Consider the following 22597-nt stretch of genomic DNA (forward strand, 5'->3'; position numbering starts at 1 on the left):
CGTGCCGCGGCCGGGGCCGGACGTCCACGGGACGGTCCGTCATCGCACGGGCCGAACCGTCATGGGAAGCCCGCCGCGCATGCGCAGGGACATCATCGGCTCGGGCGTCCCCTCGTCGCCGGGCACGGCCTCCAGGACGAGATCCCGGGTCAGGAGGGCGGTGACGAAGACCGCCTCCATCATCCCCAGGCTGCTGCCGACACAGAAGCGAGGCCCGGCGCCGAAGGGGATGTAGGCGTAGCGGGGCCGATCGGCGGCGCGCGCCGGGTCGAACCGCCCCGGGTCGAACTGTTCCGGCCGCTCCCACAGGCCCGGATGACGGTGCAGGGTGTACGGGCAGATCAGGACGTCGGCGCCGGGCGGCACCGTGTACGGTCCCACCTCGTCGGACTGCCGGGCCACACGAGGCAGGATCCACACCGGCGGATACAGACGCATGGCCTCCTGGACGACCTGCGTCGTGTACGTCAGCTTGCGCAGGTCCCCGGCGTCCGGGGCCCGGCCGCCCGTGAGCACTCCGCGGGCCTCCTCGCGCACCAGGTCCCTCAGGTGCGGATGACGGGCGAGCAGCAGCAGGGTCCACCCCACCGTGCTCGCCGTGGTCTCGTGGCCGGCGAGGAGCAGCGTGACCAGTTCGTCCCGCAGCCGCCTCCGTCCCGCCCTCGGATCGGCCTGCCGGCGGGCGGCTGTGATCATGAGGGAGAGGGCGTCGTCGGCCTCCTCGCCGTCGGACATGCGAGCGCTCCGGTCGGCCACCAGTTCGTCAACGGTCCGTACGAGTTCCCGGCGGGCTCTGCGGAACCGCCGCTGGGTGGCCAGCGGAGCCCACGTCGGCACCGTGTTCTGGGTGACCATGTCGAACATGGCCTGGTCCTGTACCGCTTCGAAGGCGTGGGCGATGCCCCCGTGCCCCCCGAGGTCGGTGCCGAGCACGGCCCGGCCCAGTACGCCGAGGGTGAACCCGGTCACCTCCTGGAGCACGTCGACGGGACCGTCGGCACCCCGTCGCACCAGCAGGTCCCGCAGCTTCATGGTCTCTTCCGCCACCGCGTCCGCCTGGGCGGCCACGCGTGCCGGCCTGAACGCCGGCTGCACGGTGCGCCGCTGCTCGCGCCAGAGTTCGCCCTCGCTCGTCAGCAGACCGTCGCCGAGCATCTTCCGGGACTCGACCAGACCGATGCCCTTGCGGTAGTTGGCGGCGTTGTCCGCCAGCACGTGCTTGGCGTAGTCGGGCCGGTTGAAGACGAACATCTTCTTCGGCCCCAGGGAGACCAGTACGGCGTCGTCCAGAGCCGCCGCGTCGCGCATCATCCCGAGCCGGTCGACGGCGAGCTTGCGCAGCAGGCCGGGCAGCGCCCGCAGCGGAGGGGAGACCGGACGCGGCCCGTTCATGCCGCACCCCCCGGTCGCCCGGTGGGCAGGCGCCGGAAACGGCCCCGGTGGAACAACAGCGGCTCCTGATCGGGGGACTCGCTCAGGGTGAGTACCCTCCCCACGCATATGGTGTGGTCCCCGCCGTCGTACGCACGCCACTTCGCGCACTCGAAATGTGCGGCGGCACCGGCGATCAGCGGCGCGTCAGCCGACCGGCCGGGCACCCAGCCGACGGTCTCGAACTGGGCCGGGCCCCTCGGCCGGGAGCGGTCGGCGAAGTGCCGGGCCACCTCCTCCTGCCCGGCGTCCAGCACGGACACGGAGAAGGCGTCGGCCTCGGCCAGGACACGGTGCATCACCGTGTCCCGGCCGAGACACACCAGCACCAGGGCCGGATCCAGGGAGACGGAGGTGAAGGAGTTGGCCGTCATGCCGTGCGGCGAGGAGCCACCGACCGTCACCACGGTCACGCCGGTGGCGAACGTCCCCAGCGCCCTGCGCAGCCGCTTCGGATCGGCCGCGCCCGTGTGCGGGGAGGGTGCGGCGCCGAGTGTCCTCATGCCGTCCGCCCCGACAGCGCCCGGCCTCGCGCGCCGTACGGCTCGAGGGCCCGGGCCAGTGCCTCGGGGACCAGCGAGGGCACCGTGTTGGCGTTGGGCCCCCGCATGCAGGCGACCCTCTGCCGGCCCCTGGCGACCAGGGCCTCGCCGCCGTCCTCGCCCACCTTGACGTAGTCGAAGGTGAACTCCAGCTGGGTCTGCCCGAAGTCGGACAGCCGCATCCGTATGGACAGCTCGTCGAAGGCGGTGATCTCGGCGAAGAACTCGCAGTCCACCTTGAGCGTGAACAGCTTGAGGTCTTCCCGGACGTCCGCGAGGACCTCCGGTGCCCTCTGCTTGAGGAACAGCTCCCGGCAGCGTCCCTGCCAGCGGAGGTAGTTCACGTAGTAGACGTTGCCGACCAGATTGGTCTCCTCGAAACCGACCGTGTGCCGGTACTCGAAGTAGTCATCCGACATGGTCCTGGGACCGCCCTTCCAGCAGTTGTGGTGCCCGTGTCAGAAATGCGAAGACGGCGGGTTCCAGAGCGTCCCGCAGGGCCGTGACGAAGGTCGCGATCCGCAGGTCGCCGGCGGTGAGGACCACCCACGCCTCCTTCTCCCGAGGCAGCACGGTCAGCGGCGTGCCCGCCGCGACGCCCGCCTTCCTCAGACACTCGACCGCGCTCCACACCCGGGTGGCGGCCGTGTCGGGGGCCTCACCGGTCTCCCGGGCGACGAGTTCGGCGACCGCGGCGTGCTCACCGAGCAGGCCGTGCCACTCGCCCGGCTCCCGCATGCTGACCGCCTCGATGTCGCAGGCGACCTCCGTCCGGGCCAGGGCGCTCACGGTGAGTTCCAGGCCGTGGGAGGCCGAGACGTGCCATCCGCCGTCCACCTCCGGCCGCCCGTCGGGCCGGTGGCGCACGGCCACGGGAGCCCCGAGGGTCCGGGAGGCCGCGGTGGAGGTGAACGCCCGGCGTTCGGCGACCGACCCGGCCGGGGTGTCGCCGTGGGGTTCGACCGTCACCCCGATGCGGGCACCGAGCACGTCCTCGAGCGTCCGCTCCAGGTACGGCCCCAGCAGAGGAGCGACCCAGGGGCCGGAGCCGCCGGTCTTGCGCACCGCGTGCAGGGTCAGCCCCTCCCAGCGCTCGACGACGGTGCCCTCGGCGTCGCGTACCGCGATGTCGTACACGTACGTGTCGCCGTCGTGGCTGCGCTCGACCGCGCAGTAGCGCAGCTGACCGGGGACGGGGCCGCCGGCGCCCAGCGGGTGGACGCGCTCGACCCCCGAGGGAAGCAGCGTGGCGTCGGGCACGCACACCTGGTTGCCGTGCATCAGCGCGTCGCGCATGCCGGGGTCGGCCAGGAGCATCTCCCCGGGGAGGAAGCCGGCGAACCAGCCCTCCGGCCGCTGCACCGCCACGTCGGCGTCCACATGACGGGCCGCCACCCGGTGGAACCGCCGCAACCGCTGGAAGCGGGAGCCCTGGAAGAGGACGCCGCCGTAGAGGTCGGCCCCGGGGTCCAGAGGAACCTCCGGGAATCCGGCGCCCGTCTGCAGCGGCGGTCCGTCCGGGACAGCGGCGCCGGAGTACACCAGCCGGGCGCGGAAGTGCTCCGCGGCGAAGCCGGTGTCCTGGGCATGGACGGCGACATCGACCGTGTCCGGCCCCGTCACCGTCGCGGCGATACGGATGGTGGTGCTCCCGTCGGGCGGAACCACGATGGGGCGCAGGAAGCGCGCGCCCTCGATGACCGGTGTCCCCGGCCAGCCGGTGGCCGCGGCCGCGACCTGGACCATGGCCTCCATCCCCATCACGGCGGGCAGCAGGAGATTGCCGTCCAGCAGGTGGTCGCCGAGGTAGGGGTCCGTGCCCGCGTTCAGCTCGACCTCGGTGACGAGCTCCACGCCGTGGTAGCGCACCAGCGGGGTGCCCGTGAACCGGAGGAGCGGCAGGGGCGGCAGATCGCGGCGTACCGTCTCGATGCCTTCGGTGCGGCCGCTGACGACCGTCACCACCGGCGCGTCGGGGTCGCGGATCAGCCGCAGGAGGATCTCCACCCCCTGGTCGGGGGAGACCGGGACGATGCCCTGGCGGGAGAGCGACTCGAGGACCGAGAGCTTCTCGCCCATCCCGACCCCGGACCACACCGACCACTCCACACAGCGGGCGCGGACCTGCGGATGCGTCCGTGCGATCTCCTCGGTGAGGTCGGCCAGCCACTCGTTCGCGGTGGCGTAGTGCGCCTCGCCCCGCAGGCCGGCACGGCCGATGATGCTGCCGAACGTGACCAGCAGTCTCAGTGCCCCGGCGTCCACCGCCTCGAGCACGGTCCGCAGGCCGTCCACCTTGGGAGCGAAGGTGCGCCGGAAGTCCTCCGGCTCCAGCGCGTGCAACGGCCCGGGCTCGTTGCGTCCGGCGCCGTGCAGCACTCCGGTGATCGGCCCCAGCTCGCCACGGAGTCCGGCGACCGCCGCCCGGACCTGGTCCGGGCTGGTGACATCGGCGCGTGCGTACCGCACGGTGACACCGCGGTCCGCCATCCGCTTCAGGTTGTCGGCCAGTTCCCGGTCCGTGGCCGGGTCGGAGCGTCCCAGCACCGCAAGCCGCGCCCCGCTGTCCTGGGCGATCGCCAGGGCGCACTCGGCGGAGATGCCCTTGCCGCCCCCGGTGACCAGCAGGACGTCGGATGCGCCGAGCGGGTCGTCCCGGCGCTCCGGGCGCAGGGGGAGGACCCGCAGCGTGGGGACGCGGCGGACTCCGTCCGCGCCGTAACGCGTCTCGGAGAACCGGATCGTCGCCGACACCTCCGCCACCACCCGCTCCACCGTCTCCTCGGTGAGAGGGGTGTCGACGACAGTCGTCACCAGGTGGGGCGCCTCCTGGTGGAGGGTCTTGGCCAGGCCCGCGGCACCGCGTCCGTGCTGCACCAGCACGAAACGGCTGCCCTTCGGGGCGGCGAGCGCCCGCTTCGCCGCTGCGAGCACCAGGTCGGTTCCGTCGGCGGAACACCGGGGCGGCAGACAGACCAGAACCCCGGAACCCACCCGGGCGTCCTGAAGGGCCGCGCGCAGTGTCCCGGCGATCCCGTACCCCGCCGGCGCGAACAGCTCCCAGGCGCCGGGAGCCGCTTCCGGAGCGGCCGGAGGCCGGGCGACCTCGTCCAGGTCCACCGCGAAGGGGCGCGCCCACGGCGCCGCCCCGGCGACGAGCGGAGCCGCACCGGCATCGGCCCGGCTCCCGGTACGGGCCAGGGTCTCCAGCGCCTCGGCCAGTTCCGCCACAGTGGCGGTGGCGAAGTTCGTCGGCTCCTGGGCCGCCGGGGCGACACCGAGCTGCGCCATGGCCTGGTTCACGATCTGCCCGACGGTGATGGAGCTCAGGTGCAGGTCGTCCAGGAGCCTGCTGCCCGGATCCACCAGGTGGGCCGGGAGCTCGGCGCGCTCGGCGACCAGAGCGCTGAGGACCTCGATGGCCTCGACCCCGTCGCTCCCCTCCTCCCGGGGCGTCCGCTCGGACCCGGCCGTGGCCGCGGCAGGCGCGTCCTTCGAAGCCGGGGGGTCCTGTGCCGGCGGAGGGGACACGGCCGCGGACGGCGGCTCCTGCCCGCGGACCGCGGGCACGGCCGGCCTCTCGGCGGACCGGCGCGGTGCGGGCACGGCCGCCGCCGGTACCTGTTCGCACGGGCTGGCCAGGAAAGAGAGTTCCTGGCCGATCCGGAGCGGGCGCACCAACCGGTCCCGGAAGAGGCGTTCGGGGGCGACGGACGCGCCGATGACGAACGCGGCGCCCACCACCTGCAGGAGCGAGCGCAGGGACTCGTCGTCCGTGTCGAGGGACACCACGGGAACGTTCGTCGCCGCCCCGGCCAGGTGGCCGAGCACCCGGCCGGGTCCCACCTCGATGAACAGGTCGACGTCCCGGGCCGCGGCCCGGACCGCTTCGGTGAAACGCACCGGAGCGGTGATCTGCTCCCGCAGCAGCGCCGACAGGTCGGTGTCCGGTGCCAGTTCGGCTCCGGTGACGGTGGACACCACACGGCCGGCGGGCTCGCGGAAGGCGACGCTCTTCAGCCAGTCGCCGAACGACTCGGCGGCGGACGCCACGAGCGGTGAGTGGAACGCGTGGGACACGGCGAGCGGCGTACACGTCACACCGGAGCGCGCGGCGCGTCGGCGCACCTCCTCCACTTCCCGCACCGGACCCGAGACGACCGTCTGCTCCGGGCCGTTGTAGCCGGCCACGACCACGGGGAGGGCGCCGATGAGCTCCTCCGCCCGCTCCGGGCCGGCACCCAGTGACGCCATGGTCCCCGGCGTCCCGTGCTCCGCCATCGCGCTGCCGCGCACGCCCGCCGCCTCGATCAGGGTGTCCTCCTCGATGGCCCCGGCCCAGCACAGGGCGGAGAGCTCGCCGAGGCTGTGCCCGATGCCGACGGACGCCTCCACGCGCAACTCGTCCAGCACGCGCAGACCCGCTGCCGAACCGGTCACGATGCGCGGCTGGGCCACTTCGGTGGCCACGGTGTCCGAGCCGGCCGTCAGCCCGGCGCGACCGAACACCTCGGCGGCCTCGGGGAAGCGGCGGCCCAGCGCACCACCACCGGTGCCGCGTCCGGACCCCTGGCCGGGGAACAGCAGACCGATCCGTTTGCGGCCGGTGGCCTTCCCGAGGAGGGTCCGGCCGTCCGCGGCCCGGTGCTCCGTCTCCCCCCGGTCCAGAAGGCCGACGAGGTGGCGCAGCCGGCTCTCGGCGTCCTCCGGAGACGTCGCCACCACCGCCGCCCGGTGCGGAAGGCCACGCAGCTCGCGCTGGAGGGTGGCGGCGAGGTCGGTGATCTGCCCGTACGAGAGCCGCGCGGCGTAGTCCGCGACCTCGGACAAACGGTGGCCCAGCTCGCGGGCCGAGGCTCCCTCGAACAGCAGGAGTTCGCTGTCCTGCAGTGAGTCGGCCAGGGGGGTGGGACGGCGGGCGCCGGCGGGCCGGCGCCGGCCCGCCGGCTCGTCCAGGACGACGTGCGTGTTGATGCCGCCGAACCCCATGGCGGTGACACCCGCGCGGCGCGGCGCCTCCCGGGGCCAGGCCTCCGCCTTGCGGAGCGCCTTGAGGTTGGCCCCTTGCGCGGTGAGCAGCTCGTGCGGATCAAAGGTGCCGATGGAGGGCGGCACGGTCCGGTTGTCCACCGCCAGGGCCGCCTTGATCAGACCTGCCACGCCTGCGGCCGCCTTGGTGTGGCCGATCATGCCCTTGATGGAGCCGATGGCGGCGACAGGTGCCTGCGGGTCGGCTGCCGAGCGGGCCTTCATCAGCGCCGCCAGCTCCGTCGCGTCACCGACGGCCGTGCCCGTGCCGTGGCCCTCGAAGAGGCGGACGGTGTCGATCCCGAACCCGGCTCGCGCGTAGGCACGCTCGAGGGCCAGGCGGTAACCGTCGACCTCGGGCCGGGTGATCCCGCCCCGGCCGTCCGAGGAGACTCCCCAGCCTGCGACAGTCGCGTAGATGCGGTGGCCGCGGGCGATCGCCTCCTCCTCCCGCATCAGCACGACCACTCCGCAGCCCTCGCCGGGCCAGAAGCCGTTGGAGCCCTTGTCGTACAGCTTCATCTCCCCCCGGGCCAGAGCACCGGTCTTGGCGAAGCCGATGATCTCGAACGGGTCGATGGACAGGTCGACGCCGCCGGCGACGGCGACGTCCAGGTCACCGTTGGCCAGGGCCGTTCCGGCGGTGGTGACCGACAGCAGCGAGGAGGAACAGGCTCCGTCGACGGTGTAACCGCCGCCGTTGAGGTCGAAGTGGTTGCAGATCCGGCCGGCGATGGTGTTGGAGAGCCCGCCGGCCAGGGTGTCCTCGTCGACGGCCGGGAACGGTGCCTTGTAGGAGGTCTCGACCTCCTCGAGGAACGCGGTGATCCGGGCCTCGTCCCAGTCCCGCTGTCCGGTGAGTGCGGCGGCCATCACCCGCCGCACGTACGGCCAGCGCAGCCGCATGACGTTGGCGCGGGTGAATTCACCGGTGAGCGTGTTGCCCATGACGACGCCGGTCCGCTCGTGGGGCAGCCCCTCCCCCGCCGGGAACCCGGCGTCGGCCAGCGCGCGCCCTGCGGTGTCCAGGGCGAGCCAGTGCGTCATGTCGGTGGACCTGAATGTGCTGCCGGCGATCCGGTGGCCGACGCGGTCGAAGGAGTACCCCTCGAGCACGGCCGCGTTGCGGGCGTAGAAGGTGTCGGGTGTGGACGGATCGGCGTCCCAGTAGTCGTCCAGGCGCATCCGTTCCTCCGGGAGGCGGCGGAAGGCCCGGCGTCCGGCGACGGCGTTGGCCCAGAGCTCGGCGGGGTCGGTGGCGTCGGGGTAGCGGCAGGCCATGCCGATGATGGCGATTCTGGTCATGCCGACACCACGATCCTGCGGTCGTCCGCCTCGTCGTCCGCGCTCTTCCCGGAGCAGGCGCAGGCCCCTTCGGCGCACCCGTTCACGCACGCGCGTGTTTCCGTGTGCGCGGCCGAGGTCCGTTCGGCGGGGGACTCCTCGGCGGAGTGCTGCCGGACAGCGGGCTGTTCGAGGGTTTGGCCGACCGCGGCGAGGGCCAGGGCCTCCTCGGCACGCCTGCGGGAGACGATGTCGCTGATCCACAGGAAGCCGCCGCGGACCGCGCAGACCAGAGCGGTGGCGAAGAAGATGCCGTAGGCGACGCTCAGCGCGGTCAGGACACCGTACGCGGCGGCGACACCGCCGCCGAAGGCGATCTGGCCCCACTTCGAGGACGGTGTGGTGCCCGGGTCGGTGATCATGTAGTTCGTGAACAGCACGAACGCCACACCGGTCATCATCGCGAGGGCCGCGGGAATCGACGTGCCGAACAGCAGCCCGCGCACGATCGCCTGCACGGCGTACCCGCCGACCCACGCGACGATGAGCCACATGCGTTCGGTGAGCTTCGCGTTGAGCATGGTGCCGAGGGTGATGATGACAGCCGGCACGAGCCAGTCGAAGCCGCCGTCCAGGTACTCGGTGAAGTGGTACGGCGGGGCGATCGAGGCCCAGGGGAACAGCAGCAGGATGACCGCGATGCCGAAGTTCGAGGGGTTCATGAAGTGCCGCATGCGGCCCTTCACCGGAGCCCGCAGCACCCACTTGGTGCCCACGGCGACCACGACGCCGAACACCATGACCCACACCTGGTCGTTGACGTAGGTGAGCATGTTCACCGCGAGGGCCGTGATGTGCGCGGGGTAGAGGAATTCCATCAGCCCCCGGAAGCCGCCACCGCGGGAGCGCGGCGCCCGCTTCTCGGCGCGCGCACCGACGGCCTCGAGCGCGAGCTCCACGGTGTAGGCCGTCGCCAGCGCGATGAACGGCCAGGTCCAGGGCTGCTCGAAGCCCAGTACCGTGTAGCCGAGGATGTTGAGTACGGAGATCGAGATCGCGAAGCGGCGGAGCGCGGTGACGACCTTCGGATTGTGGCGCGGTCCCGCGGTCTGCGACAGGGGTTGTGCTGCGGACATGGTCACTTCTCCTTGACCTGGCTGCCGAGCTCGAAGCTGTGCCTGCCCGGCGCCAGCCTCATTTCCTGCTCGTGGACGTCACCCGCGCGGTCGCGCCAGGTGACCGTCCCTGAAACCTCGCCCCGGACCTCCTCGCCCAGGCCGATGTGGATGTCGGTACTGCGTTTGCCGGAGTGGCCACCGCCCCCGTCGACGCGGGCGATGCGCTTGCTCCCGTCGGGCAGCTCGACGCGGACCTCGGCGCCGATCACCGGAGCACCGTCGGGGTGGGTGAGGACGAGTTCCAGCCAGGAGCCGGACTCCGGGGCGGTGTTGCGGTAGAAGACGGGCTCGTCCCACTGGCGGGCGACGGCGATGTCGAGGCGGCCGTCGCCGTCCACGTCACCGGTCGCGATGCCGCGGGTCGGCACAGGATCCCCCAGGCCCAGAGCCGTGGAGAGGTTGACGTAGCGGCCGGTGTCCCGGTCCTTGGCGAAGAACCGCATCCGCTGACCGCCGGCGAGGTCGTCCCCCTGCCTGACGTTCGGCCACCAGGTGGGGTTGGCGATCAGCGCGTCGTTGGCCGTGGCGAGTTCCTGCAGCTGCGGCCAGCGGTTGTTCGTGCCCTTGACGAAACCGAGCGCCTGGGTGATCTCCAGATCGCCGTTGTTGTCGAAGTCGCCCATCTTCACGTCCCAGCCCCAGCCGGACCAGGCCAGGCCGAGGTCGGTCGACTCGTCCCTGTAGGGCGCCTCGCCGTCCTCGAAGCGGGACCGCAGGTCGTCCTTGTCGTCGGCCTTGTTGATGAAGGCGAAGTTCGACTCCTGGATCCCGAACGACGTCGTGATGTTGCTGACGAACATGTCGTACAGGCCGTCGTGATCCAGGTCCCCGAAGTCGACACCCATCCCCTTGAACGAACTGCGCCCGATCTCCTTGGACTTGGGAACGGTTCCGGTGTGCACCGCCTTGACCTCACGGAACTCGATCCGGCCCGGCCGCGAGGTGTTGTGCAGCAGTGCGGAGGTCCCGAAGTCATGGGCGAGGAAGATCTCCGGAAGCCGGTCGCCGTCGAGGTCCGCGGCCGACGCGCCGAGCGACCAGCCCTTGTTGAGGCCCTGCGGGACGGCGTCGTCCGTCTTCTCGAAACCGGACCCGGTCCAGCGGAAGAAGTGACCGCCGCCGCCGTTCTGGGCGTGCGACAGCGAGTCGTTCATGGTCACGTCGCCGTCCTTGGACGGGTCGAGGACGGGGCTGTCGGGGAAGTAGTTCCCGATGTAGATGTCGTCGTGTCCGTCGCCGTCGAAGTCGGCGACGGCCGCGGTGTTGCTGTTCCACAACGGACCCGTGTACCTCGGGCCGGGCTTGCCGGGCAGCAGTTCCACGGGCGTGAACGAGGAGGCGGCGAGCGGATCGCCGCGGTCACCCTCGTTCTGGAAGATCACAGGGGTGCGGCCCCAGTAGTAGACGAGCAGGTCGATGGCGCCGTCCTCGTTGAAGTCGCCGGGCAGGCACCCCATCGGAGCCATGGTGTCGCTGGTTCCCAGAGGGGCCGGATCGAGGGCGAACGGTTCGTAGGCCTTGCCGCGGGTGGGAGCCGGGGTCACCACGGCCTGGTCGATCCGGGGGTCGGTCAGGCACAGGTCGTTGGGCAGGCCGTCGCCGTCCATGTCGTTGAGGGCGATGCCGGCGCCGACCGAGGAAATCCAGGCGTCGATGTGCTCGTAAGCCTTGTTGACCTTTCTTATCTTCTGCGTGGGAAACCCTCCCGGCATGGCTATGGTCATCGGCTCGAAGGCGAATCCGGCTGCCGATTCCCTGACGTCGGCGGCAGACGGTTCGGGGATGCGGACGGCATAGAAGACGCTCGCCATGAGGGTGAGCGCGAGGATCCCCGGGGAATTCCTGCGCAGCCAGCTCTTCGCTATGGTCACTGATCGGCACCTTTCCGGAGGATCGATTCGGAAGCGAGTCGGGCGGATATGTCTCTGCGCCAGCTCTCGTAGGCCGGAAGCGCGTCCCGGGAGGCGGCGGAGGGCCTGAGGCCGTTGCATATCCGGGACGCCCGCTCGACGGAGACCCCGCACACGACACGGGCGGCCAGGTGGGTGTGCTCGATCACGGTCCCGGCCCTGGCCCGGGCCTCGGCCGCGAAGGCCGCCCCCTGGGCGAGGGCCCAGCGGTGCTCGCCCGCCTGCTGCGCGAAGAAGGTGAGTTCCTCCTCCGTGGCACCCCCGGCGTAGGCGCAGGCGAGTCCCGCACCGGCCCACAGGTCGGCGTGACGGTGTGCGGAGTAGGAGCGGATCAGGCCGGCGACCGTGTCCGGATCCGTACCGCCCACGAACCACAGCGCCCGCCCCATGCCCTGGTCGATGGCGTTGGCGGTGTAGTGGTTGTGGCCGCCGTTCCAGCGGAAGGGCGCGGGCGGGGAGGGATCGCGCACGTATGCGGAGGTCTTGAAGTACGCCTGGTGGAAGCCGAACCCGTCCAGGGCCAGCCAGCGCAGGAGGGGGTCCGTGGTGCGGATGTCCGGCCAGAGGGGGCGCGGCAGCCGGGCCATCGCCCAGCCGATTCCGACATGGATCATGTAGTCGTGATGCCGGCCGCGGCCGGACATCAGGCTCGAGAGCCGGCCGCCGTGGCCGGGGAGCGCGTCGTGGACGACGGCGCCCATGGCGGCACCCTCGTAGGCGAAGCCGCGGAATTCCCGCGGCACCGTCTCGAGGAGCTCCTCGGCCTCGGCCCCCGAACCCGCCTCGACGGCGAAGGCGTACCCCTGAAGAAACGTCTCGCCGACTTTCTCGAGACGCGCCTTGGATTCCAGGTTCTTCACATGGAATCCGCGCACCTCCATTGTCGTCTCGGAAAGCGGAGGTGTGAGTAGTCGGCGCCGAAGCGCACCAAATGCAGTGGACACCGCGATAGACCGCCCCTCGTGGCCGAAGAATTCCGCGACGAATGTATCGGTGGTTCCGGAACGGCCGTCCACTCCGAGCGTGCTCAGACGGAGACGGGAAAGACCTGCTCGCGCACCCGGCGCCGCCAGAGTTCGTAGGCCGGCACGGCCCCGCCTCCGGCCGCGGGGACGGCGCAGTCGTCGGCGAGTTCGGCGGCCGCACGGACCTCCAGCCCGGTGAGGGCGTGAACGGCGGCCCGCGTGTGCTCGGGAACATGCCCGGAGTGGTGGCGCGCCTTGGCGGCGAAGACCGCTCCCTGGGCCAGGTGCCCACCGTGCGGGCCGGCGTTCCGGCGCAGTGCGGTCATCAGGGCGGGAGCGCCGCCGGCGAAGGTGGCGGCCAGGCCGACGCCGCTCCACAGATCCGCCCGGCGCTGTTCGGCGAATGCGGCGACGGCAGCGGTGACGTGGCCGACGTGGGCCCCGTGGATGAACCACAGGGCGCGCCCGATGCCCTGGTCGACGGCGCGCAGGAAGTAGTCGGCGTCGCCCTGCCAGGGATACGGTCGTGGGCGCCGTTGCCGGTCGACCCGGCGCGCCGTGTCGAAGTAGGCGCGGTCGAACCCGTAACCGTCCACGGCCAGCCAGTTCATGGCGGGGTAGTACTCGGCACCGGTGAGCCGGGGCAGGATTCCCCGCCACAGGGGCCGGGGCAGGCGTGCCATGGCGAAGCCGATGCCGATGTAGTTCAGGAAGATGTGGGGCCTGCCCCCGTCACCCTGCAGGAGGTCCCGGGTGCGGCGGCCCCGGCGGCCCATCACGTCCCTGACCGCGCACGCCATGGTCGCCCCCTCGTAGGCGAAGCCCCGGACATCCGCGTCGACCATGGCCAGGCGGCGCTCCGTGTCCGCCAGGGAACGGTCTCCGATGGCCCATTCGAAACCGCAGACGACCGCCTGCGGGACGCCTTCCAGACGTCTGGTCTCCTCGGTGGGGCTGACGGGGAAACCCCTTCCTGCGAAACTCACTTCGGTCAAAGAGGGCGCCATGACCGCTCTGCGGAGCGCTCCCGTGACGGACACCACGATCCACCTCCTCCTCCAACCGCCCGGTCGGGGCGGAGGGGATCATCGTGGGACGGAGTTTTCGCACGGGGCATCTCCGGTCGTGCGCTGCCGTTCCGGTCACCGCATGCGTCGTATCTCCACTTCCTCGTCACCGACTTCGTGGCCGCAGCGCGAGCAGCGCAGTTCGACGTGGACGGATCCGTCGCACCCGCGGTGCTCGGCCCTGCGCGGGGGCCCCAGGCGCGCGGGCAGGTTCCGGTCGCCCCACTGCATGAGCGCCAGGACCGCCCGTGTGAGGTCATGCCCGGCAGGAGTGAGCACGTACTCGTGACGAAGGGGTCTGCACTGGTAGGGGACTCGCTCCATGAGCCCGGCGTCGACGAGTCGTGCCAGCCGGTTCGTCAGGACGTTGCGGGCGATGTCCAGGCTGCCCAGGAAGCCGTCGAAGCGGCGGACACCGAGCAGTGCCGAACGGACGATGAGCAGGGTCCAGCGCTCACCGATGACCTCGAGGGCCCGGGCCAGACTGCAGTCCTGCCCCTCGTACGTGTGCTTCAGCATGATCTCACCGTGGGTGCCGCCTCCGACCGCGCAGGGGGTTGACGTGCAGGGGCCAGCGGGGCCGCCGGAAAGGAGCGGCCGTACGCGATCAGGCGGCCTCGGGTCTTTCGACGGCCGAGAGGTGTCCGGTCCTGCTGTACGCGTATGCCGCGGACACCAGGGTCATGTGGTGATGCCAGCCCGGGTAGGACCGCCCTTCGAAGTCGAGCAGACCGAAATCGCTCTCCATGCGGCGCACCGCCTCCTGGCTGTGTGCCAGCAACCGCGTCAGACCGACCACCTCGGCCGCCCGGGCGTGCGTCAGGCTGGTGAGCCACGTCTGTACCGGCCGCCTGCTGTTCTCCGAGGCCACGGTGAACAGCGAGTAGGTACGAGGAGGGAAGGACGGGTGGGTGTCCGGTAGGTAGACCCGGACGGACCTGACCTCCAGACGCCGCGTGTTCGCGTCAGCGGTGTCGACCACCTCCGCATGGGTGAGACCGGAATCGAATTCGAACAGGCTTCGGGCGGCCAGGGCCAGGCCGCGTTCGCCCGCGTCGGACGGCTTCTGGAGGTGCAGATGCCGGCCGAGGACCACCTTGAAACCGGCCGGCACGGCGATGACGAAGTCGCGGTTGCGTATCGCCAGACCGCGGACGAGTGTGTGGGCGCCCGGCACGGTGGCGAGATCGGCGACGACCGGACCGGGGACCGGCCGGCTGCTTCCCGCGAGGAAGTCGGTGAGGGCAAGGGCGTGATCCTCGATCGGCTGGGGGCCGATGTCCTCGGGGATGCGTGCGCGCAGCCGTCTTCGGGGGTCGTTGGTCCAGGAGCCGGGCAGCAGCAGGCGCCAGTCCACCGGAATGGCCGCATCGGCGGTGGCGAGAAAGGCCCCCACTCCCACCTGGCAGGTGGCGGAGCGGCCCGTGGCCGGAACGAAGCGCCGGTGCACACCGCAGGAGTGCTCTCCTCGCTTGCGTATCACCGCGAGGTCCAGAAGCCAGGCCCGGGGAGTGAGCCTGGACTCGACCCAGCGCGCCATCTCCTGCCGTACCGGCGTCCAGTCCCAGGGGCTCGCGTTGACGAACTGGTGCAGTGACTGGGAGGCGGTCGGGGAGTCCGACACGGAGGCGGCCAGGCGCCGGACGGTCTTCTTGCCCCGAGTGGCCATCAGGGCCTCGAGGTAGACCCGTGCCCACTTGCGCTGGTCGGTACGCGGCAGGTGCTCGAAGAGCTGGTCCGCGAAGGCCGGTAGCGAGTACCGGGAATCCGTCGAGGCGTGCGTCACCATGGTGCGTCCCCTCCCAGTGATGGCCGGCGGCCTACCCCGGGAAAACAATAGCGAACGTCCTCTTTTTTTCTGATGGCAATGCAATCACCGTGCCACTTCGCCAAGTTGGGGCAAAGATCAGGTAATCGACGGACCAGCCGCGACGAACCTGATGCATCTTGGGCAAGTCCCCCTTGGCTGCCGCCGGACGGAGGTTCAGCATCGTCCTGCTGACGCCATGGAAGGCGAGACGAGCGGCTTGCTCCGGTGCTTAGCGACCGTGCACCCCATGCGTCCGTCCACGCGCAGGCATTCGGAGGCAGCATGGTGAAACAAGAACGAGCCGTACGCACCCGCGCGGCCGCGGTGCGCACCACGGCCGCGGAGATCGACCGCAAGGGCTACGACGGTACGTCACTTTCAGCGGTCAGCAAGAGCGCCGGCGTGTCCGTGGGGGCACTCACCTTCCACTTTCCCTCCAAGGACGACCTGGCAAACGCCGTCTGGCAGGCGGGGCAGTCACTGCTGGCGGAGGCGGTGGGCCGTGTGGCCGCCGGCCGGACACCGCCATTACTGCGGGTGATGGAGCTCAGTCTGGCCATCGCGGACCTCATGGAGAACGAGACCACCGTGCGTGCCGCCATCCGGCTGTCCCGGGAGTCGCGTTCCCCCTTCCCCTGGACGGACTGCTGGCTGCCGGAAGTACGAAGGCTGCTCGGTGAGGCACACCACGGGGGCCAGCTCAGCGACGACACACCGGTCGAGGACCTCACCCTCCTGGTGCAGTACCTGGTCGACGGCACCGAGGCGTACCTCCGGGCCCGGCCCGGCGCGGAAAGGGAGCGCGACAGCGCCGTGACGCAACTCGAGCGCCTGTGGGCCCTGGTCCTGACAGGGGTGCAGGACGCGGGAGCACCTGGCACGAATCCGCCGCTGGTCCGCCCCTGAGGACCGGCGCGCCGCCCGGACTTCCGGCTGTGCGCATGCGGCGGACCGGGCCGCCACCGTCCGGGCCGGCATGAGCGACCGGTACCGGAGCCGGCTTCCTCGATGCTGCGGGCAGGGCCGTGTCCCGGCGACCGGGCCGGCAGACGGTACGGGGGCTCCCGCGGCGCGTGCGGGTGCCTCGTCGGCGGGCCGTGAACGGCTCACGGCCGGGCGCGGGCGCGACCTCGTCGACGGTGATGCCGCGGACCGGGTCCGTGGACGCCTCACGCGGCCAGGGTCCCGTCCGCCGGCTCGACCCGCAGGGAGGCCATCACCTGGGGGGACGTGAGGCCGGGCAGCAGATAACGCCACAGCAGGGCGATCCTGTTCTGCAGATCCGCGCGGGCACTGGAGACGCTCGAGAACAGCTGGCTGCCGGTGAACGCGCTGACGAGAACGACGGCGAAATCGTGTTCGTCCGCCTCCGGGAGCAGTTCGCCCCGCTGCCGCGCCTTCTGCAGGTAGGTCTCCACCAGGGCGACCCACTCCTGGTAGGCGGTGTCGTCACGGACACCGAACTCCCCCTGCTCGACGGCGAGTCGGATGCTCGCCCGGACGAGGGGGTTGGTCTGGAGCTCATGGGCGAGGTGGAAGGTGAGGTCGATCACCCGCTGCAGACCGCCGCCCTCCGGGGGGAAGTCGACAAAGCTCTGCTGGCTGCTCATCACTGCCAGGGCCAGGCCTTTCTTCGACTTGAAGTGGAAGTACATGCCTCCCTGGGTCACCCCGGCGCGGTTCATGATCTTACTGATACTCGCCCCGCTGTAACCGCACTCGTCGAACACCTCGGCAGCGGCACGGAGGATCGACTCCCGAGTCCTGGCAGCCCGTTCCTGCTTGGGTTCGGCCATCGTTCGACCTCGGAATCATCATCTCGACAAAAAAAACGAACACCCTTATTTTACAGAGCGGCCCCTTCGGCCGGTAGAGCCGGAGGGCATACGCACGCACGCCCCAGGGGAGAGGCATGCTTGGTACAGACGACCGTCCCGATACCCTGAGACCTACGCTGACCACGACTGTTGCCAAGGAGTACGTGCACCGGGCCGCGCTTGCGGAAGTGTTCTTGACGGGCTGGAACAAGACCGGCCCCGACTCATTTCTGGTCAGCGCCCAGTGGCCGCGCAGCCACAGCTTCTACAGTTCCGAACACGGCGTTCACGACCCGCTGCTGCTGTGCGAAAGCCTGCGCCAGTGCGGCCTGCTTCTGACCCACGCGGCGTTCAAGGTGCCCTTCGGTTACCAGCTCAGCTGGTCGAGCCTGCGGTACTCGGTCAATCCCGAGGCGATGCGTGTCGGCAACGTTCCCGCCGAAATCGAAATGCACGTGCGGTGCACGGATATACGCTACCGGCGCTCTCTGCCCGTCGCGATGACCATGAGTATCGAGGTGGTGCGCGACGCGGCCCTTCTGGCCGTCGCCACCATCGCGTTCGGCCAGCACGCCCCGGCTGTGTACCGCCGTCTCAGGGCCGGACGGTCGGACGCGGCCGGGGCGTGCGCGAACGCTCCGAGACCGGCGCCGCCCGTTCCCGCGGCCGTGGCCGGACGCATCAGGCGGGAGGACGTCGTCCTGTCACCCACGGAAGACCGGTCGCGCTGGCGGCTTCGGGTCGACACCAGCCATCCGGTGCTCTTCGACCACCCGGTCGACCACGTTCCGGGCATGCTGCTCCTGGAGTCGGTACGGCAGGCCGGCCACGCCCTGCACCCGTCCGGCGGCGTCATGATGCCGACGTCGATGGACGTGTCGTTCCACCGCTACGTGGAGTTCGACGAACCCTGCTGGATAGAGGCGGAGGCGATGCCCTCGACCGCAGGATCCCGGAAGACGACACATGTCAACGCTCTCCAGAGCGGGACTTTCGCCTTCACCGCGGTCACCCAGATGACGGACGTGACCGGCTCCTGTCCCGGCTGAGAACGACGAGCGGCCGACGGTCCACGCCCGGAAGGGCCGGCGGACACGAGTCCGCCCCGGCGGAACGACAAGGGGAACACCACGACGGACCGCTCCGGCCGGGGCCACCTCGCAGGACGCGGACGGGCATCCCCGCCCGGACGCCGAGGGGCCGGGCCGCCCCGGCCGACCGCCCGCCGAGCCGCCGACCCGGCGGGCGAGGACGTGCCGCGGGTACCACTCCGCGACGCGTGACAGGGTTTCCGTCGCAACCCGAACCGGCCGGCGGTTCTGCCGTGCCGTCCGTACGGGGGCGTCCTTCGGGGCCCGCGGAAGGACCCGCACCGCCCCCGGCGGAGACCGCCGCACCCGGCCGCCGCCCGGAAACCGGGACCCCACCGTGCGGCCGGCCGCGGCGCGTGGCCCGTACCGGAGGTGCCGCACCGGGGGCATGTCCGGACGGACACCGCCGGGCCGTGGCGGGCGCGCACCGGCACCGGGCTCCGGCTCGGGCGGCCCCGACCGCCGGGGACCCGTGCCGTGAGGAGCGGAGCGGCCCGGAGGGCCCTACGGGGCGCGTCCCGTCAGGACGGTCGCCGCCTCCGTGTCCGAATCCGCAGGTCCCGCCTCCGCCTCAGGCTCCCGCCGGGGGGAACCGACGGCACCGTCCCGCCGCTCGCCGGGACCGGGTGCGGCCTCCGTGTGGGACACCTTGACGCTTCGCCGCTCACGCCACAGGTGGAAGACCGCGACGGTGAGGATCGCCGTACCGACGAGGTTGGCCACGAAGTGCCACCAGACGCGGTACGTCGTCAGGGCCGGACCGGGGGCGATGGCGCCGAACCAGGTGGAGAGACCGATCGCGCGGTCGGCGCCCAGCGCCACGGAGACCGTCAGCAGGACGTGCTCGAGCCCGTGGACGCCCTGCATCCAGACCCCCATCCGCGCCCACCTGCGGGACTTCAGCTCCGTCACCGCCCGGCTGGTGATCAGCATGATGCCGACCAGCCCGGCGAGGAAGACGTAGTTGCCCGTCAGATGCAGGATCTCCATCCCCAGGGAGGGGTTGTCCGGGTCGACGCGGCCCATGCCGCGGGCCAGACCGTCGCCCCAGGGCGTCATCCAGGCGGGCGCCTCGGGATGCGCTATCCAGTAGGCCGCCTGGGCGACGTGCTCCTGGAAGTGCCCGATCTGGCCGATGACGCCGAGACCGATCACCGCCACCGAACCCCGGTACAGCCAGGGCCGCACCGGACCTCTGTTCGCCCAGGCGAGCAGGCACACGGCCAGCCACATCACGACGGTCCACAGGACGAGGAACACGGCACCCGCGACGTCGACGGCACTCGCGACGGCACTCATGCCCTCCGCGGTTCCCGCCGGATGCGGTGTGTGTGAGGAATGGTCCATGTCTGATCCTTCGGGAGTCGGGCGGCCGCGTCACCGGCAGGGCCGGAGGCGTCCGCGGACGTGGATCCGGGACAGGACGTCACTGGGCCCAGGGGGCGATCGGGTACCACGGCAGGATCTCCCTGCGGGCCAGGAGCCGGACGTCCCAGTACAGAACGGTGAAGGCGCCCGCCACGACGAGCGCGGCACCGGTGACGAGAGCCGCCCGGCCGGGCCTCCTCGCCGTCCAGGCGTGCAGGCGGCGGCCGGCGGCCGGCGGCCGAGGACAGCAGCAGGAAGAGCACCGCCATCACGACGATGTTGCCGACGGACTGCAGCACGAAGGCCAGCGCGCCGTACAACGGGTTGCCGCTCTCCGCGGCGTCCCGGAACAGCTGCCGGAACAGCGGATACGGCCGGCCCACGAGGAAGCCCCCGATCAGCACGCCGAGGAAGAGCGTCCGCGCATGGGGGAAGCGCGCCGAGACGCGGGCGAGGGGATCCGGCAGGTACCCCAGGGCGGCCAGCCCCATCCAGAGCATCGCCAGGCCGATGAGGCCGAAGACCACCATCGACTGCACCGATCGCCCCGACAGCGTCCCGGGGACGTTCTCGGCCTGGGAGAACTGCGGCATGGACGTCCCCACCAGGCCGACGACCGCGCCGTACAGCGCGGACACCGTGACCATCCCCAGGGACAGCCACCCCAGGGGGACCAGCGAGCGGCGCATGCGTTCCCACCGCGTCCCCTCCGCGCCCATCATGGGCGTGACCGCGCCGAACGCTGCGATGTTGCAGGCCGTGAAGGTACCGGCCAGCCCGGAAGCGAAGGCGAACACGGCACCGGCCACCACCGAGGTGAGCGGCGCCGCCTCGGGACTTCGCCCCAGCACGGCTTCGGCGACGTTGCCCCCGACCGTCTGGTCGGCGAACTCCGCGGACCACACCACGGTCAGCAGGAAACCGGCCAGCACACTGAGCACCAGGACGGAGCCCCGGCGCCGCGGAGCGGCGGCCAACGGGTCCAGGGGCTCCCGTGCACGCCGCCCGGCACCGATCACCGCGTCCTTGCCCGTTCCCGCCACAGCCAGGCCCCTCTCGGCGCTCGCGTCCGGAGTCAATGCATCGCACAGGGACAGGTCCGACTCGCGTGGGACGTCCCGACGTCCACGAACTGTAGGAACGGCGGTGGCGCGGTGGCTTCTTCGAGACTGCGGACGTCGGCACGCCGAACGTCCGGCGCCATGTGACCCACCGGCTCGGACACAAGCCGTCGATCATGCGGCCGTCGGCTCGCCCGCTCGCCGGTCCCGTCGTGACGAGGAGACGGCCGAGGCCGTGGGCCGCCTCCGAAGAACCGTGCCCGCCGACCGAGCCGTGGCAGCCGGAGCCGACGCCTGCTTCGAGGCCCGCGTCCGCTCCCCGACCCACAGCTGGTTCGGGGAGCGGCGCGAACGCAACGAGCACACCGGTGCCTGGGAGGTCCGCGGTGTCCCCACGGAGCTGCGCGACGCGTTCAGCCGCCGGCCGCGCTCGTGGACGAGAAGGCCGGCGCCATCGCGCCGAGGCGATCGTCGGCGACGTCGACGCGATGGTGGCCGCAGCCGCCCCCGGTCCACCACCCGGCCCGGACGGCGACGCCCGCGTCGGCGGGGGAGGCACCGGACCAGCGAGCTTCCTGTTGATCAGAAACTCAAGGGGTTCCATTCGACGGTGTAGCGGACATGTGGTCTACCGAAGGAGACTCCGATGATGTGTGGCTGGCGTAGGCGGAGGTGGAATCATTTGCGGGCATCGGCGGCGAGCTGGGCCCGGCAGGTGCGGCCATGGCGTGCTCCGTCAGCGCCTGATGGCGGTAGTCGCTGGGCGCGAGGGCGTAGGCTGCGCGGAATGCGCGGGTGAAGACAGCGTGGTGTGCAAATCCCCAGCGAGCGGCGATGTCGCAAACGGGTACGGCTCGCTGGGCCGGGTTGCCGAGGTCGCGTCGGGCTTGTTCCAGGCGGTGATGACGGATCAATCCGGCTACCGTGCGTCCCGGACTGTGGATCCGGAAGAGACGGTGCAGATGACTGACAGAGATGTGGTGCGCGGCGGCGACAGCGGTGGGGGTCAGGCCGGGATCGCTGACATGCCGCCGGATGAAGGACTGAATCTGCAGTGTCAGGGCATGAGCGTGGGTTTCTGGGGCGAGTGATTCCTCGGCATCGAGTTCGCGGGCGAACAAGGCGGCAAGCAGGTCCGCCAGGACCGTCTCTAGCCGCGGGCCATCGGCTGCTGTGTAGGAGCCTGCGTTTGCTGTCAGATGGGTGAGGAAGCCCGACAGCAGGGCGCCGAAACCGTGTTGTCCCGTCAGCCGGCGACCAATCACCTGGTCGGCCTGGCGCGCAGGCAGCGGTAGCTGCGCTTTGGGGACTTCGACGCCCACGCAGGCGACATGGTCCTGCCGCTCCGGCATGTGGATCTCGAACGGCCGCGAGCTGTCATGGGTGCGCAGGTCGTAGACGCCGTATGTGGCGTCCCGGCCGCTCATCGCGAACCCCACCGTCCCGCTCGTGATCAGCGACAGGTGGTACCGCTCCGGGTCGGACTGCCGGATGAGCTTCGGCGTCCGCAGAACGCCTACGGGCTGCATGGCCATCGGCCACACGACCACGTTCCCGAGTTCGAGAACACGCAGATACGCCTGGTAGTCGGACGTGTCCCGTCTGGTGACTTCCACGGGTGCGTGGTTCCTGCCCAACTGCTCGCGCCAGGCCTCGAACCGATCGGCTGCTGGCACTTCGTCGGTGCGGAACACCGTCTCAATCATTGTTGTCCCTCCCCGTCACAAGATGCACACACGCCCGGACAACGCACGAGGTCCTGTCGGCAGTCACAGGGCGCAAGGCCAGCGTGGAGGAGGACAACGGAGCGACAAAGACGGTTTCTCGACACCGGGGACATCCGCGGACACATCTGGCTTTGTTCATTCGCTTTCCGCAGTTCGTACCCGGATGCTGGCCCGACGGGACGGTAGGAGTCGGTGCCAGTCCCGTGACTACCGGCACCTTTAGCCTCGATCTTGCGTGACGGTCCGCCGACGGAGTCGGTGGACCGTTTTCGTGTTCTGGGCTGAGGTTGGGCAGGGCGAGGGCCCGAGTGTCGTCTC

At 71.0% G+C, this 22597-nt stretch carries 16 protein-coding genes; 2 read left to right on the forward strand and 14 right to left on the reverse strand.

Annotated features, from left to right (window positions below; translation table 11 throughout):
- Positions 1-39: 39 nt before the first annotated feature.
- From ACFY3N_RS31825 to ACFY3N_RS31870, 10 genes are all read right to left on the reverse strand, one after another.
- Positions 40-1392 carry a cytochrome P450 gene (locus ACFY3N_RS31825; protein WP_390820249.1) on the reverse strand — a complete coding sequence of 451 codons (1353 nt, stop codon included), beginning with the start codon at positions 1390-1392 and terminating at the stop codon, positions 40-42.
- The gene (locus ACFY3N_RS31830; protein WP_390820250.1) at positions 1389-1934 is read right to left on the reverse strand and encodes a flavin reductase family protein; all 546 of its coding nucleotides are present in this window, start codon (positions 1932-1934) and stop codon (positions 1389-1391) included. Before ACFY3N_RS31830 ends, ACFY3N_RS31825 begins: the two co-directional genes overlap by 4 nt.
- Positions 1931-2392, reverse strand: a complete 462-nt coding sequence (locus tag ACFY3N_RS31835) for an acyl-CoA thioesterase (RefSeq protein ID WP_390820251.1) — start codon at positions 2390-2392, stop codon at positions 1931-1933. Before ACFY3N_RS31835 ends, ACFY3N_RS31830 begins: the two co-directional genes overlap by 4 nt.
- Entirely contained in the window at positions 2382-8306 is a 5925-nt protein-coding gene (locus ACFY3N_RS31840) for an SDR family NAD(P)-dependent oxidoreductase (RefSeq protein WP_390820252.1), read from the reverse strand. Before ACFY3N_RS31840 ends, ACFY3N_RS31835 begins: the two co-directional genes overlap by 11 nt.
- On the reverse strand, positions 8303-9421 hold the full coding sequence (locus ACFY3N_RS31845) for an enediyne biosynthesis protein (protein WP_390820254.1): 1119 nt from the start codon (positions 9419-9421) through the stop codon (positions 8303-8305). The genes ACFY3N_RS31840 and ACFY3N_RS31845 overlap by 4 nt, the downstream gene beginning before the upstream one ends.
- Before the next feature lie 2 nt (positions 9422-9423).
- On the reverse strand, positions 9424-11274 hold the full coding sequence (locus ACFY3N_RS31850) for a CRTAC1 family protein (RefSeq protein WP_390820269.1): 1851 nt from the start codon (positions 11272-11274) through the stop codon (positions 9424-9426).
- A 56-nt stretch (positions 11275-11330) separates the two neighbouring features.
- Positions 11331-12317, reverse strand: coding sequence for a DUF1702 family protein (locus tag ACFY3N_RS31855; protein ID WP_390820255.1), 987 nt, complete (start codon positions 12315-12317; stop codon positions 11331-11333).
- Between the two features lie 83 nt (positions 12318-12400).
- Entirely contained in the window at positions 12401-13381 is a 981-nt protein-coding gene (locus tag ACFY3N_RS31860) for a DUF1702 family protein (protein ID WP_390820256.1), read from the reverse strand.
- A gap of 99 nt (positions 13382-13480) precedes the next feature.
- Positions 13481-13924 carry a winged helix-turn-helix transcriptional regulator gene (locus ACFY3N_RS31865; RefSeq protein WP_390820257.1) on the reverse strand — a complete coding sequence of 148 codons (444 nt, stop codon included), beginning with the start codon at positions 13922-13924 and terminating at the stop codon, positions 13481-13483.
- Between the two features lie 88 nt (positions 13925-14012).
- Entirely contained in the window at positions 14013-15194 is a 1182-nt protein-coding gene (locus ACFY3N_RS31870; RefSeq protein WP_390820258.1) for an IS701 family transposase, read from the reverse strand.
- A gap of 303 nt (positions 15195-15497) precedes the next feature.
- On the opposite strand from ACFY3N_RS31870, the gene ACFY3N_RS31875 reads away from it, so the two are divergent.
- Positions 15498-16121 (forward strand): TetR family transcriptional regulator, encoded by a 624-nt coding sequence (locus tag ACFY3N_RS31875; protein ID WP_390820259.1) that lies wholly within the window; start codon positions 15498-15500, stop codon positions 16119-16121.
- A 263-nt stretch (positions 16122-16384) separates the two neighbouring features.
- Here ACFY3N_RS31875 and ACFY3N_RS31880 read toward each other — a convergent pair whose 3' ends face one another.
- On the reverse strand, positions 16385-17011 hold the full coding sequence (locus ACFY3N_RS31880) for a ScbR family autoregulator-binding transcription factor (protein WP_390820260.1): 627 nt from the start codon (positions 17009-17011) through the stop codon (positions 16385-16387).
- A 116-nt stretch (positions 17012-17127) separates the two neighbouring features.
- Between ACFY3N_RS31880 and ACFY3N_RS31885 the strand changes: the two genes are divergently transcribed.
- Complete coding sequence (locus ACFY3N_RS31885) at positions 17128-18081, forward strand: ScbA/BarX family gamma-butyrolactone biosynthesis protein (RefSeq protein WP_390820261.1); 954 nt, start codon at positions 17128-17130, stop codon at positions 18079-18081.
- Between the two features lie 546 nt (positions 18082-18627).
- Here ACFY3N_RS31885 and ACFY3N_RS31890 read toward each other — a convergent pair.
- The 3 genes from ACFY3N_RS31890 to ACFY3N_RS31900 all read right to left on the reverse strand — a co-directional run bounded on the left by ACFY3N_RS31890 (position 18628) and on the right by ACFY3N_RS31900 (position 22258).
- Entirely contained in the window at positions 18628-19422 is a 795-nt protein-coding gene (locus ACFY3N_RS31890) for a DUF6008 family protein (RefSeq protein ID WP_390820262.1), read from the reverse strand.
- Positions 19419-20534 (reverse strand): hypothetical protein, encoded by a 1116-nt coding sequence (locus ACFY3N_RS31895; protein ID WP_390820263.1) that lies wholly within the window; start codon positions 20532-20534, stop codon positions 19419-19421. The genes ACFY3N_RS31890 and ACFY3N_RS31895 overlap by 4 nt, the downstream gene beginning before the upstream one ends.
- Positions 20535-21142: 608 nt before the next feature.
- Positions 21143-22258 (reverse strand): helix-turn-helix domain-containing protein, encoded by a 1116-nt coding sequence (locus tag ACFY3N_RS31900; protein ID WP_390820264.1) that lies wholly within the window; start codon positions 22256-22258, stop codon positions 21143-21145.
- Positions 22259-22597: the final 339 nt, after the last annotated feature.

This window comes from Streptomyces sp. NPDC000348 (assembly GCF_042898795.1).
GTDB lineage: Bacteria > Actinomycetota > Actinomycetes > Streptomycetales > Streptomycetaceae > Streptomyces.

Bases quoted from the DNA above. Each gene is read 5' to 3' on its own strand.
- ACFY3N_RS31825 (WP_390820249.1), bottom strand. From the start codon at position 1,392: ATGAACGGGCCGCGTCCGGTCTCCCCTCCGCTGCGGGCGCTGCCCGGC.
- ACFY3N_RS31830 (WP_390820250.1), bottom strand. From the start codon at position 1,934: ATGAGGACACTCGGCGCCGCACCCTCCCCGCACACGGGCGCGGCCGAT.
- ACFY3N_RS31835 (WP_390820251.1), bottom strand. From the start codon at position 2,392: ATGTCGGATGACTACTTCGAGTACCGGCACACGGTCGGTTTCGAGGAG.
- ACFY3N_RS31840 (WP_390820252.1), bottom strand. From the start codon at position 8,306: ATGACCAGAATCGCCATCATCGGCATGGCCTGCCGCTACCCCGACGCC.
- ACFY3N_RS31845 (WP_390820254.1), bottom strand. From the start codon at position 9,421: ATGTCCGCAGCACAACCCCTGTCGCAGACCGCGGGACCGCGCCACAAT.
- ACFY3N_RS31850 (WP_390820269.1), bottom strand. From the start codon at position 11,274: ATGGCGAGCGTCTTCTATGCCGTCCGCATCCCCGAACCGTCTGCCGCC.
- ACFY3N_RS31865 (WP_390820257.1), bottom strand. From the start codon at position 13,924: ATGCTGAAGCACACGTACGAGGGGCAGGACTGCAGTCTGGCCCGGGCC.
- ACFY3N_RS31870 (WP_390820258.1), bottom strand. From the start codon at position 15,194: ATGGTGACGCACGCCTCGACGGATTCCCGGTACTCGCTACCGGCCTTC.
- ACFY3N_RS31875 (WP_390820259.1), top strand. From the start codon at position 15,498: ATGGTGAAACAAGAACGAGCCGTACGCACCCGCGCGGCCGCGGTGCGC.
- ACFY3N_RS31880 (WP_390820260.1), bottom strand. From the start codon at position 17,011: ATGGCCGAACCCAAGCAGGAACGGGCTGCCAGGACTCGGGAGTCGATC.
- ACFY3N_RS31885 (WP_390820261.1), top strand. From the start codon at position 17,128: ATGCTTGGTACAGACGACCGTCCCGATACCCTGAGACCTACGCTGACC.
- ACFY3N_RS31890 (WP_390820262.1), bottom strand. From the start codon at position 19,422: ATGAGTGCCGTCGCGAGTGCCGTCGACGTCGCGGGTGCCGTGTTCCTC.
- ACFY3N_RS31900 (WP_390820264.1), bottom strand. From the start codon at position 22,258: ATGATTGAGACGGTGTTCCGCACCGACGAAGTGCCAGCAGCCGATCGG.